General features: G+C 71.8%; 13 protein-coding genes. 6 read left to right on the forward strand and 7 right to left on the reverse strand.

The features are described 5' to 3' along the window. The first annotated feature begins 3 nt into the window (after positions 1-3). Genes ACZ79I_RS31935 through ACZ79I_RS31945 form a run of 3 tightly spaced genes read left to right on the forward strand, consistent with a single transcriptional unit; the run spans position 4 to position 4,153 of the window. The gene (locus tag ACZ79I_RS31935; RefSeq protein WP_471501950.1) at positions 4-960 is read left to right on the forward strand and encodes a carbohydrate ABC transporter permease; all 957 of its coding nucleotides are present in this window, start codon (positions 4-6) and stop codon (positions 958-960) included. Continuing rightward, a complete protein-coding gene (locus ACZ79I_RS31940) occupies positions 957-1,775 on the forward strand; it encodes a carbohydrate ABC transporter permease (RefSeq protein WP_471501952.1) in 819 nt (272 codons plus the stop codon). Before ACZ79I_RS31935 ends, ACZ79I_RS31940 begins: the two co-directional genes overlap by 4 nt. Then, positions 1,772-4,153 (forward strand): beta-xylosidase/alpha-l-arabinosidase, encoded by a 2,382-nt coding sequence (locus tag ACZ79I_RS31945; protein WP_471501954.1) that lies wholly within the window; start codon positions 1,772-1,774, stop codon positions 4,151-4,153. The genes ACZ79I_RS31940 and ACZ79I_RS31945 overlap by 4 nt, the downstream gene beginning before the upstream one ends. 142 nt (positions 4,154-4,295) lie before the next feature. On the opposite strand, the gene ACZ79I_RS31950 is transcribed toward ACZ79I_RS31945, so the two are convergent. From ACZ79I_RS31950 to ACZ79I_RS31970, 5 genes are read right to left on the reverse strand one after another with little or no spacing between them, the layout of a single operon-like run. Further along, complete coding sequence (locus tag ACZ79I_RS31950) at positions 4,296-5,090, reverse strand: citryl-CoA lyase (protein WP_471501956.1); 795 nt, start codon at positions 5,088-5,090, stop codon at positions 4,296-4,298. Continuing rightward, entirely contained in the window at positions 5,083-6,252 is a 1,170-nt protein-coding gene (locus tag ACZ79I_RS31955; RefSeq protein WP_471501958.1) for a CaiB/BaiF CoA transferase family protein, read from the reverse strand. The genes ACZ79I_RS31950 and ACZ79I_RS31955 overlap by 8 nt, the downstream gene beginning before the upstream one ends. A gap of 3 nt (positions 6,253-6,255) precedes the next feature. Next, the gene (locus ACZ79I_RS31960) at positions 6,256-7,731 is read right to left on the reverse strand and encodes an amidohydrolase family protein (RefSeq protein WP_471501960.1); all 1,476 of its coding nucleotides are present in this window, start codon (positions 7,729-7,731) and stop codon (positions 6,256-6,258) included. 4 nt (positions 7,732-7,735) lie between these two features. After that, entirely contained in the window at positions 7,736-8,251 is a 516-nt protein-coding gene (locus ACZ79I_RS31965) for a DoxX family protein (protein ID WP_471501962.1), read from the reverse strand. Next, entirely contained in the window at positions 8,248-9,129 is an 882-nt protein-coding gene (locus ACZ79I_RS31970; protein WP_471501964.1) for a dioxygenase family protein, read from the reverse strand. The genes ACZ79I_RS31965 and ACZ79I_RS31970 overlap by 4 nt, the downstream gene beginning before the upstream one ends. Before the next feature lie 153 nt (positions 9,130-9,282). Here ACZ79I_RS31970 and ACZ79I_RS31975 point away from each other — a divergent pair, with 153 nt between their 5' ends. Continuing rightward, positions 9,283-10,089, forward strand: a complete 807-nt coding sequence (locus tag ACZ79I_RS31975) for an IclR family transcriptional regulator domain-containing protein (protein ID WP_471501966.1) — start codon at positions 9,283-9,285, stop codon at positions 10,087-10,089. A gap of 33 nt (positions 10,090-10,122) precedes the next feature. On the opposite strand, the gene ACZ79I_RS31980 is transcribed toward ACZ79I_RS31975, so the two are convergent. Then, positions 10,123-10,767 (reverse strand): YbhB/YbcL family Raf kinase inhibitor-like protein, encoded by a 645-nt coding sequence (locus tag ACZ79I_RS31980; RefSeq protein WP_471501968.1) that lies wholly within the window; start codon positions 10,765-10,767, stop codon positions 10,123-10,125. Positions 10,768-10,911: 144 nt separating this feature from the next. Between ACZ79I_RS31980 and ACZ79I_RS31985 the strand changes: the two genes are divergently transcribed. Next, complete coding sequence (locus ACZ79I_RS31985; RefSeq protein WP_471501970.1) at positions 10,912-11,463, forward strand: DUF1697 domain-containing protein; 552 nt, start codon at positions 10,912-10,914, stop codon at positions 11,461-11,463. Positions 11,464-11,536: 73 nt separating this feature from the next. Next, complete coding sequence (locus ACZ79I_RS31990) at positions 11,537-12,448, forward strand: DUF6039 family protein (protein ID WP_471501972.1); 912 nt, start codon at positions 11,537-11,539, stop codon at positions 12,446-12,448. 65 nt (positions 12,449-12,513) lie between these two features. Here the strand turns inward: ACZ79I_RS31990 and ACZ79I_RS31995 are convergent, their stop codons facing one another. After that, positions 12,514-13,230: a PIG-L deacetylase family protein gene (locus tag ACZ79I_RS31995; RefSeq protein ID WP_471501974.1), complete on the reverse strand. Its 717-nt coding sequence runs from the start codon at positions 13,228-13,230 to the stop codon at positions 12,514-12,516. Positions 13,231-13,336 lie beyond the last annotated feature (106 nt).

A 13,336-nucleotide genomic window follows, 5' to 3' on the forward strand; every position in this document is an offset into this window, starting at 1 on the left:
CTCATGACCACAGAAACGACGAGCGTTCCCACCGTCGCCGGGCCCCGGAAGGCGGCCCGGCGACGGCCGGAGGGCTCCTACACCGCCCGCGTGGGACGCCCCGGCTTCGTCTGGGCCGTCCCCGCCACCGTGTTCTTCGCCGTCTTCGCCATCGCCCCGCTGGTCATGGTGGCGGTGCTGTCCTTCATGAGCTGGAACGGCCTGGGCTCACCCCGGTTCGTCGGCATGGACAACTGGAACCGGGTCCTCGACGACCCGGTGATGATCCAGAGCATCTGGCTGACCCTGCTGGTCACCGTCCTCGGCGTCGTCGTCCAGACCCCCCTGAGCATCCTGCTCGGCGTCTGGGCCGCCGGACACCAGCGCAACCGCGCGGTGCTGTCGGTCATCTACTTCATCCCGCTGCTGCTGTCCGCCACCGCCGTGTCGGTGGTGTGGCGGGCACTGCTCGACCCCAACTTCGGCATTCCGGCTCAGGCCACCTGGCTGTTCGGTGACGGCAACCTGTTCGGCAGGCAGGCCACCGCGATCGGTGTGCTGGCCTTCGTGAGCACCTGGCAGTACACGCCGTTCCACACACTGATCTACCAGGGCGCCGCCCGCGCGATCCCCGAAGTCCTGTACCAGGCGGCCGAGATCGACGGCGCGGGGCGCTACCGCCAGTTCTTCCACATCACCCTGCCGCAGCTGCGCAACTCGGTCATCACCTCGATGATCATCATGATCGTCGGAGGGCTCACCACGTTCGAGACGGTCCTGATCCTCACCCAGGGCGGACCGGGCACGGACACCACGATCAGCGCGTACTACATGTACCAAAAGGCGTTCAAGAGCTTCGACTTCGGCGCCGGCGCCGCCATCGCCCTCGTGCTGGTCGTCGCGGCCACGGTCATCTCGCTGATCGTCGTGCGGGTGTCCGGCTACGACAAGATGCGCAGCGACATGGAGGGTCTGTCATGAGGCGGCGCCCCAACCACCTGGCCGGATTCGCCTCGCTTCTCTGGCTGTTCGTGGTCGGGCTGCCGCTGTACGTGATGGTCGTGGCGACGGTGCAGCCCCAGTCGGACTACGCCAGGAACGGGCCGCTGTCCTTCCCGGACCACTTCACCTTCCACAACTACAGCAGCGCCTTCGACTCGGGCTTCGGCCGGTACTTCCTCAACACGCTGGTCGTCACCGTGTGCGTGGTCGGCCTGGTGCTGCTGCTCGTCCCGCCGCTCGCCTACGCGATCGTGCGCAGCCGCAGCAGGATCACCTCGCAGGTCTTCCGGCTGTTCCTGCTCGGACTCGCCATCCCGGCGCAGGCCGTGATCGTCCCGATGTTCTACCTGATCAGCGAGGCCGGCCTCTATGACAACCTTGTCGGTGTCATCCTGCCGACCGCCGCCTTCTGCCTGCCGATGTCGGCGCTGATCCTCAGCGGCGCCATGCGGGACATCTCCCCCGAGCTGTTCGAGGCCATGGCCATGGACGGCGCCACCCCCCGGCGGATGTTCTTCCAGCTGGTGCTCCCGCTCTCCCGGGGCGGACTGTCCACCATCGTGGTCTTCTCCGCGCTCCAGGCGTGGAACGGCTTCCTGTTCCCCCTGGTCCTGACCCAGTCCGACGCCACCAAGGTGATCACCCTGGGGCTGTACAACTTCCAAACCGAACACGGCATCAACATCCCCGGGCTGCTGGCGGCCGTCGTGCTGTCCATGGTGCCCGTCCTGCTCGTCTACCTGTTCGCCCGTCGCGCCCTCATCCAGGGCCTCATGGGCGTCGGAGGAAAGTGACCGCCAACGTGGCAGTTGAGACCACCCCCGAAACCCCTGTCTGGAACGATCCCGCCCGCGACATCGGCACCCGGGTGTCCGCCCTGATCGGTGCCATGACCCTTGAGGAGAAGATCGCCCAGCTCTACGGTGTCTGGGTCGGCGCATCCGACGAGGGCGGCGAAGTGGCCCCCCACCAGCACGACATGGAGGAGGCCGTCGACCTCGACAGCCTCCTGCCGGCCGGACTCGGCCAGCTCACCCGTCCCTTCGGCACCGCCCCCGTCGACCCCGCGCTCGGCGCGCTGTCCCTGCTGCGCACCCAGGCGCGCATCGTCTCGGCCAACCGCTTCGGCATCCCCGCCGTCGCGCACGAGGAGTGCCTGGCCGGCTTCGCGACCTGGAAGGCCACCGCCTACCCCGTCCCGCTGTCCTGGGGAGCCACCTTCGACCCGGACCTGATCCACCGGATGGCCGCCGCCATCGGCCGGGACATGCGGTCCGTGGGCGTGCACCAGGGCCTCGCGCCCGTGCTCGACGTGGTCCGCGACCCCCGCTGGGGCCGCGTCGAGGAGACCATCGGCGAGGACCCGTACCTCGTGGGCAGCGTCGCCACGGCATACGTGCGGGGACTGCAGTCCGCAGGCGTCATCGCCACGCTCAAGCACTTCGTCGGCTACTCGGCATCGCGCGCCGGGCGCAACCTCGCGCCGGTGGAAATGGGTCCGCGCGAGGTGGCCGACATCCTGCTCCCGCCGTTCGAGATGGCCCTGCGCGAGGGCGGCGCACGGTCCGTGATGTCCGCCTACAACGACACCGACGGCGTGCCCGCGGCGGCCGACGAGGAACTGCTGACCGGACTGCTGCGCGACACGTGGGGCTTCGAAGGCACCGTCGTGGCCGACTACTTCGGCATCGCCTTCCTCAGGACCCTGCACGGGATCGCGGGCGACTGGGCGGGCGCCGCGGGCGCCGCGCTCCATGCCGGCGTCGACGTCGAACTGCCCACCGTCAAGACGTTCGGCGCGCCCCTCGTCGAGGCCGTCACCGCCGGCCGGGTGCCCGAGGCCCTCATCGACCGCGCCCTGCGCCGGGTGCTCGCCGAGAAGGCCCGGCTCGGCCTGCTCGACGCGGACTTCAGCCCGGTGCCGCCCGCGCTCGCCGGCGCCGACCTGGACGACCCGGACGCACTGCGCGGCACGGTGGACCTGGACACGCCCGGCAACCGGGAGCTGGCCCGTGAGGTGGCCGAGCGGGCGGTGGTGCTGCTCGCCAACGACGGCACCCTGCCGCTCGGCCGGCCGCGCCGCATCGCCCTGGTCGGCCCCAACGCCGAGGAGCCCGCCGCCGTGCTGGGCTGCTACTCCTTCCCCCTCCACGTCGGCGTCCACCACCCCGGCACCCCGGCCGGGATCGAACTGCCCAGCCTGCGGGAGGCCGTGGCACGCGAGTTCCCCGGCGCCGAGGTCACCGTGGCGCGCGGCACCGGGATCGACGACGGCGACACCTCCCAGATCGCCGAGGCCGTCCGTGCGGCGCGCGAGGCCGACATCGTCCTCGCGGTGCTGGGCGACCGTGCCGGACTGTTCGGCCGCGGCACCAGCGGCGAGGGCTGCGACGCCGCCTCACTGGCGCTGCCCGGCGCCCAGCAGGAGCTGCTCGACGCGGTCCTGGACGCCGGTACGCCGGTGGTGACGGTGCTGCTCGCCGGACGGCCGTACGCGCTCGGCCGCGCCGTCACGGAGGCCGCCGCGATCGTGCAGTCCTTCTTCCCGGGCGTCGAGGGCACCACCGCCCTCGCGGGCGTGCTGAGCGGCCGGACCGACCCCTCCGGACGGCTGCCCGTCAGCGTGCCGCGGGGGCCGGACGCCCAGCCCGCCACGTATCTCGGCGCGCGGCTCGCCCAGGCGAGCGAGGTGTCCAACATCGACCCGACCGCGGCCTTCGGCTTCGGGCACGGCCTGTCCTACACGGACTTCGCCTGGAGCGGCCTCGCGGTCGACGAGAAGGAGACCGGCACGGACGGTGCGTTCCGGCTGGCGTTCACGGTCCGCAACACGGGGGAGCGGCACGGCACCGAGGTGGTGCAGCTGTACCTGCACGACCCGGTCGCCTCGGTCGTCCAGCCGGTGCAGCGCCTGATCGGCTACACCCGGGTGCCGCTGGCCCCCGGCGAGGCGCGGCGGGTGAGCGTGACCGTGCCGGCCGACCTCGCCTCCTTCACCGGACGCGACGGGCGGCGCGTGGTCGAGCCGGGGGAGCTGGAGCTGCGCCTGGCCGCCTCCAGCACCGCCCCGCGGCTGACGGCGACGGTCACGCTGACCGGCCCCGCGCGGTACGTGGACCACACCAGGCGGTTCCACGCCGACTTCGGCCAGGAGCCCGTGCGGGTGGGGTGACCGTGTGCGTGCGGCCCGGGTGACCGTGCCCGTACGGCCCGGGGGACCGCCACCCCGCCCGGGCCGGGTGGTGGTGACAGGGCGGCGGCCCGGACCGGTTGCGAGCGGTCCGGGCCGCCTTCCTCGGGCGCGGCGCCGACCGCTACGTGCCGTACGGCCGCGGCGGCACGGACCGGTTGTTGAGGTCCACCGACAGGAAGATGTCGTTCGCCACGGGGTTGCGCAGTTCCTCGGCGAGCTGCCCGATGAGCCCGGCGGTGCGGGCGAGCAGCGCGAAGGCGCGCAGCAGCTCCAGCGGCAGGCCGAGGTCGGCGAGCGCGGCGCCGCAGACGCCCGCGCCGTTGAGCGGCAGCGTCCGGCCCAGCACCTCGGGGTGGACCCGGCCGATGGCCGCGAACAGCGACAGATGCGGGCCGAAGAGCCCCTCCTCGGCGGCGATCTCGAACAGTCTCGCGGTGCGCGGATCCCCCTGTTTGTGGACGTGGTGCCCGAGCCCGGGGACGAACCTGCCGGCCTCCCGCGCGGACCGCACGGCGGCGAGGGCGAGTTCGTCCCAGCCCTCCTCGTCGTCCGGGTGGGCGCCCGCCACGGTGGACAGGACGTCGTGCAGGAACCGGCCGCAGTCCTCGGTGACACCGAGGAAGCGCGAGCCGCCGCCGAGCAGCCCGGCGGCGAGCGCCCCCTGGACGGAGTCGGGAGCCGACAGATAGGTCAGCCGGGCGGCGATCGCGGTCGGGGTGAACCCGTGGTCGGCGAGCGCGGCCAGCACGGCCTCGAACACCCGGGTCTCACCCGGCTTCGGGCGGCGCTGCGTGGCGAGCCAGAACGCCAGCTCGCCGAAGCCCACCTCGCCCATGACATCGGCGGCGAGGTCCTGGCCGAGCAGGGTGATCCGGTCCAGCGACGACGCGCCGAGCGCCGTCGGGTACTCAGGCATCGCCGTCCTCCCGGTCGTTCTGCAGCCACTTGCGCAGTTCCGCACCGTGCTCGTCGAGTTCCGGCGGAGGGAGCCGGTAGGCCGCGGGCGTCTCGGAGAAGCGGATGGGGTGCCGTGTGGTGGGCACCGCCCGGTCCCCCTCGCCGACCTCCACGACGGGTTCGAGCCCGAAGCGCTCGGCCATCGCGAACCCTCCGTCGATGGTGTTGATCGGCGCGCACGGCACACCGGCGTCGACGAGGAGGTCGAACCACTCCAGCGCGCCGCGCGTCCTGAGCCGCTCCACCAGGACCGGCCGGAGCTCCTCGCGGCGCCGGGTGCGGTCGGCGTTGCGCCGGAAGCGGGGGTCGTCGGCGACCTCGGGGATGCCCAGTACCTCGCACAGCCTGCGGAACTGGCCGTCGTTGGCCGCGGTGACGATCAGGTCCTGGTCGGCCGTCGGCAGCGGCTCGTAGGGGAAGACGCTGGGGTGGGCGTTGCCCATGCGGTACGGCACGGTGCCGCCGGCGACGTACGCCGAGCTGTGGTTGACCAGTCCGGTCAGTGCCGAGGACAGCAGGTTCACCTCGACGAGCTGGCCCCGGCCGGTGGTGTCGCGGTGCCGCAGCGCGGCGAGGATGCCGATGGCCGCGTGATTGCCGGCCATCACGTCGAAGACCGAGATCCCGGCCCGGTACGGGGGCCCCGCGGGGTCACCGGTGAGGCTCATCAGCCCGGAGATCGCCTGCACCATCAGGTCGTAGCCGGGGACCCGCCGTCCGGGGCCCGACCCGAACCCGCTGATCGACGCGTACACCACGCCCGGGTTGGCGGCGCTCACCGAGGCGTGGTCCAGACCGTATCCGGCGAGTCCGCCGGGCTTGAAGTTCTCGATCACCACGTCCGCGCGCCGGGCCAGGGCCCTGGCCAGGCGCGCGTCCTCCGCGTCGCGGAAGTCGAGCGCGATCGACCGCTTCCCGCGGTTGATCCCCAGGTAGTAGGTCGACACGCCGTCCCGCACCGGGGGCATCCAGGTGCGTGTGTCGTCCCCTCCGGGAGACTCGACCTTCACGACGTCGGCGCCGAGGTCCGCCAGCAGCATCGTCGCGTACGGTCCCGCGAGGATCCGCGAGAAGTCCGCCACCAGCAGTCCGTCCAGCGGCCCGCGGGCACCACCGCTCATCACTTACGACTCCTCGTGCCGCACGGCCACGCCCTCACCGCGGTACGTGCTGTAGGTGTAGGGGTTCGGGATCAGCTCGCGCTGCGGTATCTCGGGCTCCATCGCCTCCCGCCAGGCGTCCTCGCCCAGCGTGCCGCGCGCGTACTCGACGGTGGCCGCCACGGCGTCGCGCGCCCGCCGCACGTCCACGCCGACCAGTTCGTGCCGGTACTTCACCACCGTGCCGCCCACGAGCACGGTGTCCACGTCGGCGCGCCCGGCCTGGTAGACCACGTGCCCGTAGGGGTGCAGGAGCGGGAACATGGCCGGGTCCCGGTCGTTCCTGATCAGCACGAGGTCGGCCTTCTTGCCCGGCGTCAGCGAGCCGATCCGGTCGTCGAGGCCGAGCACCCGGGCCCCGCCGATGGTGGCCCACTCGACGACGTCCTGTGCGCGCAGCTTGTGGTGCACCACCGTCTCGCCGGCCGCGTGGGCCTCCAGGTGGTCGCGTGCGCGGTCGGCCGACAGCGTGGCGCGCATGGCGGAGAAGAGGTCGGCGCTGAACCAGACGCTGGTGTCCATCGACAGCGACGCGGGGATGCCGTACCGCCGCAGCCGCCAGGTGGGCGGGTAGCCCTGCCCGGCGTTCTGCTCGCTCTCGGCCGACACCGACACGGTGCCGCCGGAGGCGGCGATCCGCTGGTAGGAGTCCTCGCTGAGGGTGGCCGAGTGCACGTAGGTGACGTCGGGCGTCATGAACCCGTGGTCCCACATGAGCCGGATGCCGTCGTCGCCGGTCGCGCCCCAGACCCCGGCGTGCGTGGTCACGCGCAGACCCAGCTCGCGGGCCGCCTCGAACGCCCCCTTCTCCGGGAACGTCTCGTCGCCCGTGACGTCGAAGGCCAGCTGGAGGCCGAGCATGTCGTCGCGCGAGGAGAAGTGCCGGTCCACGAACGACCGGAACTCCGGGGCGTTCGCCCACTCCCAGGGGGCGCCGAGCAGGTTGCCGTAGGCGAGCACGAAGCGGCCCGGTACGGAGCGCAGCGCCTCGACCGCGGCGTCACCGTGCTCGGGTGTCTGCAGGCCGTGCGACCAGTCCACCGTCGTCGTCACGCCCGAGTCGAGCGCGTCGACGGCCGACAGCAGATTGCCCGCGTGGATGTCCTCGGGGCGGAAGATCTTGCCCCAGTTGAGGTAGTAGAAGACGAAGTACTGCGACAGCGTCCAGTCGGCGCCGAGGCCGCGCAGCGCCGTCTGCCACATGTGCCGGTGGGTGTCGACCATGCCCGGCATGAGGATGCCGCCGGAGGCGTCCACCACGGCCGCGTCCCGAGGTGCCTCGAGGTTCCGTCCGACGGCCTCGATCCGCTCCCCGCGGACCAGGACGTCGCCGCGGTCGAGCAGGCCGATGGCGGGATCCATGCTCAGCACGGTCGCGTCGCGGAAGAGGATGGGGCGCCCGGCGGTGAGCTCGTCCGGCCGTGGGTCGTTGATCGTCATGTGGTCACCTCGTTGTGTTCTGTGGGCGGGCGCGCAGCACCCGGGAACGGAGGGTCAGCGGGACGGCGGCCGCGGCGAGGCCGAGCGCCAGCGCCCCGCCTCCCCACCCGTAGCCGTCGAGACCGTCCAGTCCGGCGGCGTGGTCGAGCGACCAGCCGCCCGGGCCGGTGAAGGCGAGGACCGCCGCCACCGCGCCGTACCAGAAGGGGACTTCGCAGCCGCCCTGCTGGGCCCAGAAGCCGTTGGGAGAGCTCGCCACGGCGGCGACGGTCATCGTCCCGACGACGACGGCGCAGCCGCCGGGCGTCAGGAGTCCGGCCGCGACGGACGCGGCCCCGGTGAGTTCCGCCGCGCCCGCGACGAGCACCATCCGCCGGCCGGGGACGAAGCCCCACCGCTCGAAGACGACGGCGGTGCCGTCGGGGCCCGCGCCGCCGAACCAGCCGAACAACTTCTGGGTGCCGTGGCCGCACAGCAGCGCGGCGAGCAGCAGCCTGAGCAGGAGCAGCCCGAAGGTCACGACGGTGTCCCGTCGGTGCCGGACGGCTGGAGCACGAAGTCGTACTCGGCGTGCAGGTAGGGCTCCCCGATGGTGCCCCCGCCGGGGCAGTCGCCGGCCGGCTTCTCGGCGAACTCCACGACCAGTTCGTCCTTGGTGCCGAACACGACGTCGCTGTCGAGGTAGTCGGAGCCCTCACGGAACAGATGGGTGATGAGCCTGTCGTGGCCGGGGTGGTCGATGAGGAAGTGGATGTGCGCGGGCCGGAAGTGGCTGATGCCGGTCCTGCGGACGAGGTCGCCGACCGGGCCGTCCATCGGGATCGCGTAGCCGAGCGGCGCGATGGTGCGCACGCAGTAGGTTCCGTCGGCCCGGGTGCGGTACTTGGCGCGCAGCCGCGCCTCGTCGACCTCCGGTAGCTGGGCCTCGTAGGCGCCGTCGGCGTCGGCCTGCCAGACGTCCAGGACGACGTCGGGCAGCGGGGCGCCGTGGACGTCGAGCACACGGCCGGTCACGAACAGGGGGATGCCCTGGATGCCGTCGGACATGTCGAAGGCGTACGGCGCCGTCGGGGAACCGTCGATGTGGAACGGGCCGAGGACCGTGGCCGGCGTGGCGCGCGCCGAGAACCGGTTGTTGAGCTGGACGACCAGGGTGCTCAGACCGAGCACGTCGGAGGCGAGGATGAACTCCTGGCGCTTGTCGTCGCTGATCCGGCCGGTCGCGGCGAGCCATTCGACCGCGGCCGTCCACTCGTCCTCGGTGAGACGGACCTCGCGGGCGAACGCGTGCAGATGCCGCACCAGCGCCGTCATGAGCTCGGCGAGCCTGGGCGAATGGGCGGTGGCCCAGCGTTTCTCCGCGAGGTCGGTGAGGTTCTCCTCCGTCACGAAGGCCATGGAATCCTCCTTGATCCGGCCTGCACGACTGCGTCCGGACGACTGTCCGCACAGCGGTCAATCTGCCGTAAGTTCGAGATTCAATCAAGGCCCTTGCGCAGGTGAGATCAGAGGGGTGATGCCGGACCGATGTCCGTCCGATAGCCTTGGCGTATGCGCCGAGACGGAAATCCCGAGTTCATCGAGGCCCTCGCCAGGGGGCTGGACGTACTGCGCTGCTTCCGGCCCGGCACGGAATCGATGACACTGAGCGAGATCGCGACCGCCACCGGCCTCGCCCGGCCCACCGCCCGGCGGATCCTCATCACGCTGGAGCAGCTCGGCTACGTCCGGTCCGGGGAGCGGGGCTTCTCGCTCACGCCCCGGGTGCTCGACCTCGGCACGGCGTACATAGGCTCGAAGAACCTGTGGGAGCTCGCCCGCCCCCACCTGCGTGAACTGGTCGCGCAGACCGGCGAGTCCTGCTCCATCGCCCAGCTCGACGGCTCCGACATCGTCTACGTCGCCCGTGTCGCGGTGCCGAAGCTGGTCGCGCTCGCCGTCACCATCGGCACCCGCTTCCCCGCACTGCAGACCTCACTCGGCAAGGTCCTGCTGGCCACCCTCTCCCGCGAGGAGCTCGACAAGGTCCTGGCCGAGCCCGGCAGATCCGGCGTCACCCCGCGCTGGACGCCCGGGCGCGACGAGATCGACGCCGTGCTGCGCGACGTCCGGGCCAAGGGCTGGGCGGTCACCGACCAGGACCTCGCGCTCGGCATCCGCTCCGTCGCCGCCCCGGTGCGGGACGGCGACGGGAACGTCGTCGCCGCCGTCAACGTCAACGCCCACGCCGCGGAGACCACGGTGGAGACCCTCGTCGAGCACCATCTGCCGCTGCTCCTGCGGACCGCGAGCGCGATCAGCGCCGACTGGGCGGCCTGGCGGGCGCGCCCCCTGGAGACGGTCGACGGCACGGGCTGAGGCCCTGGGTACGGCGGTGTGCCGTGGGGCGGGTCAGCGGCCGAACACCACCGTGCGGTAGCCCGCGGCCAGGGCGTGCTCGCGCATGACGACGTTGACCGCGGCCATGGGCAGGTCCTGGGGTATCCCGAGGTCGGCGGTGTCCAGCGCGGCCACGGTGAACACATACCGGTGGGGGCGGTCCCCGGGGGGCGGGCAGGCGCCGCCGTATCCGGTCGTCCCGAAGTCGCTCCGGCCGAGCACGGCGGGCGCCGGCAGGCCCGGGTCGCCCGGTGTGCCGGCACCCGCGGGCAGCGCGTGGGTGCTCGCCGGGATGTTCCAGACGGACCAGTGCCAGAAACCGCTGGAGGTCTCGGAGTCGACGTCGAACAGGGAGATCAGGTAACTCCTGGTCCCGGAGGGCGCGCCGTGCCATGTGATCGCGGGCGACCTGTTCTTGCCGGTGCACCCGTACCAGTCGAGCATCTCGTCCTCCCCGAACGTCCCTCCGGGCGGGATGCCGGGAAGGGTGACGGGGAAGCCCGGGAGGCCGGCGGGGAGGGCCGGCCGCTGAGCCACGGTGACCGTCCGGTGCGAGCTCCTCGACGCGGCGGGGGGATCGGCCACGGCGGCGGTGGTGAGCAGGGCGGCGGTGGCGGCTGCGACCGCGGTGGCGGTGAGCGTTCGCTTCAGACGCACGTCTGGTCCTCTCTGGCACGTGTCCGGTGCGCAGGAGACTCCCAGGACGGGTGGGGCCCCGCTGCCCAAAGTTGAGCAACCCCCGGCGGCGGGGCCGCGGCTACACTGGTGCGGCCCACGACCAGGGTCCCCACGGATAGGGTGATGGTGTTGCTCTACATCGCGTTTCTGCGAGGCATGAACGTCCCCGGCCGTTCCGTGAAGATGGACTATCTCCGGGGCCTGTTCCGGGACATGGGCTTCGACTCGGTGCGCAGCCACATCCAGAGCGGGAACGTCTTCTTCGAAACCGACGAGGAGGACCGGGCGGTGCTGAGCACCACCATCAGCACCCATCTGCGGGAGGTCCTCGGCTACGAGGTCGCGGTCTGTCTGCGCACCGTTCCGGAGGTGGAGGACCTCATCGCGCTCGACCCGTTCAAGGACATCACCGTCACCTCCGACATGCGCTGCTGCGTGGTGTTCACGACCGAGCGGATCGATCCGGCGATGGAGCTTCCGCTGCTCTCCCCGAAGAAGGACATGGAGGTCATCCACACCACCGCGTACGAGGCGTTCGTGGTCTGGTACCTCATCAACGGCAGGGCGCCCGCCGCCAAGGGATTCCAGGAACGGCACCTCGGGCGCGACGCGACGACGCGCTACTTCCACACCGTCGTCGACATCCTCGCCGCCGCCAAGAAGGGCGCGGCCTGACGCTCAATAGTGGGCGGTTGCCCCGTCTCCCCATCCCCTAGAACGGGGTGAGCCGACGAGAGGGCAGCATCCCATGACCGTCACCGAACCCACCCGGGCCACCGCGCACACGGTCCCCACCGCGCTGGACCAGACCTCGCTCCCGCCCGAGGACCTGTTGCACTCGGCCAACGCCGGGATGATCATCCACCGCACCGGCCAGCTGGAGTACGTGTTCTCGGCCGAGGGCCGGCAGTGGAGCGTGGACCTCCTGGACCACATCAACAAGGCGCAGCTCGGCATCTGCACGACCTTCTGCTACGAGGAGGTCTTCGGCACCCGGGACCGGCTGCACTGGCTGATCCAGATGAAGGCCCCCAACGACTACAGCAAGCTCCTCGACATGGTCGAGCACGACGACAAGTACCTCGACATCGCGACCAGCGAGGACCGTCTCCCCCAGGCCAAGGGAGGCGGCAACTGGGAGCGGATGTTCACCTACGGCTCGCTGCGGGAGCGCATCCTGCTCGGCCAGCACGGCCTGGTCCAGGAGGAGCACGCCCACGAGGACACCGGGACGTTCGTCCCGCCGGCGGGCGCCCAGCTCAGCCAGCCGGCCGAGCTGCAGCTCAACTCGGCCAACGCCGGGGCGATCGTGATGCGCAGCGCCGAGGTGCTCTACCAGTTCCGCGAGGAGGGCAGGCAGTTCGCGTTCAACTGGCAGGGGCACGTGAACCAGGAACTCGCCGGCCGGGTGACCTCGATGCTGTACGAGGAGACCTTCGGGCAGCAGGACCGCATCCACTGGCTGATCCATCTGCGCACCCTCGCGGACTACCGGGCGCTCACCGAGTTCGACCGGTCCGGCCGCATGGCCGCGGACGTGTACGGCGCCGAGCGGGTGCACAGCAGCAAGGGCGGCGGGAAGTGGGACCGGCTGTTCCGCCCGGCCAGCATCCAGGACACGCTGCTGATACCGCATCAGCGCAGTACGCCCCTGCGCTGAGCGGGCGACGGCCCCGCCGAAGGCCCGTACACGCCGTGTACGGGCCTCGCCCCGCTGAGCCGGCGTCAGCGGACCAGGAGCTCGAACGGCACCGCGGCCTCGACCCCGGCGCGCTTGCCGGTCGCCCGCAGATAGGCGGTGAGCGGGCCGCGCACATCCGCGAACCGCGGTCCCAGCGCCGCCAGATAGGCGGCATGCGCCTGCACCGAGGCCACCGCGGCGTCGAGGTGCGCACCGACGTCGGCGGCATGGGTGGGCCGGGGCGAGGAGGCGATGGCCACATAGCGGACGCCCTGCCACGGCTCGTGCTCCGGATCCGGGAAGATCCAGCGGTTTCCGGCGTCCGCCACGGCGTCCAGGACGGCCCGGCCCGTGTTGCGGTGGTCGGCCGTGTTCCAGCCGCCGCCGATGGCGGTGTCGTGGTGGTTGCAGGTGATGACGAGCTCCGGCCGGTGCCTGCGGATGGCGGCGGCGATGTCACGGCGGAGCCGCGGGCCGTGCTCGACGACCCCGTCGGTGTGGTCGAGGAACTCCACCGGGTCCGCCCCGACGACCGCGGCACTGGCCCGCTGTTCGTCCTCGCGCACCTTGGCGGCCTCCGCGGGGCTCATGCTCTCGATCCCGGCCTCTCCACGGGTGACGAGGAGGTAGCCGACGCTCTTGCCCGCCGTGGTCCAGGCGGCGACCGCGCCGGAGGAGCCGAACTCCATGTCGTCCGGGTGTGCGACCACCGCGAGCGCCCGGGACCAGTCGTCGGGCATCGGCTCGAGAGTGTCGGCCATGGCTGTTCTCCATCCCTGTGAGTGGGCGGTGCGACCGTCCATGTAAGCGACCACCGGGGCGCCCGCTCTGCTCAGATTTGGGCAGGCGGCCCGGATCACGCTCGTT

It is taken from the genome of Streptomyces sp. PSU-S4-23 (genome assembly GCF_055632315.1).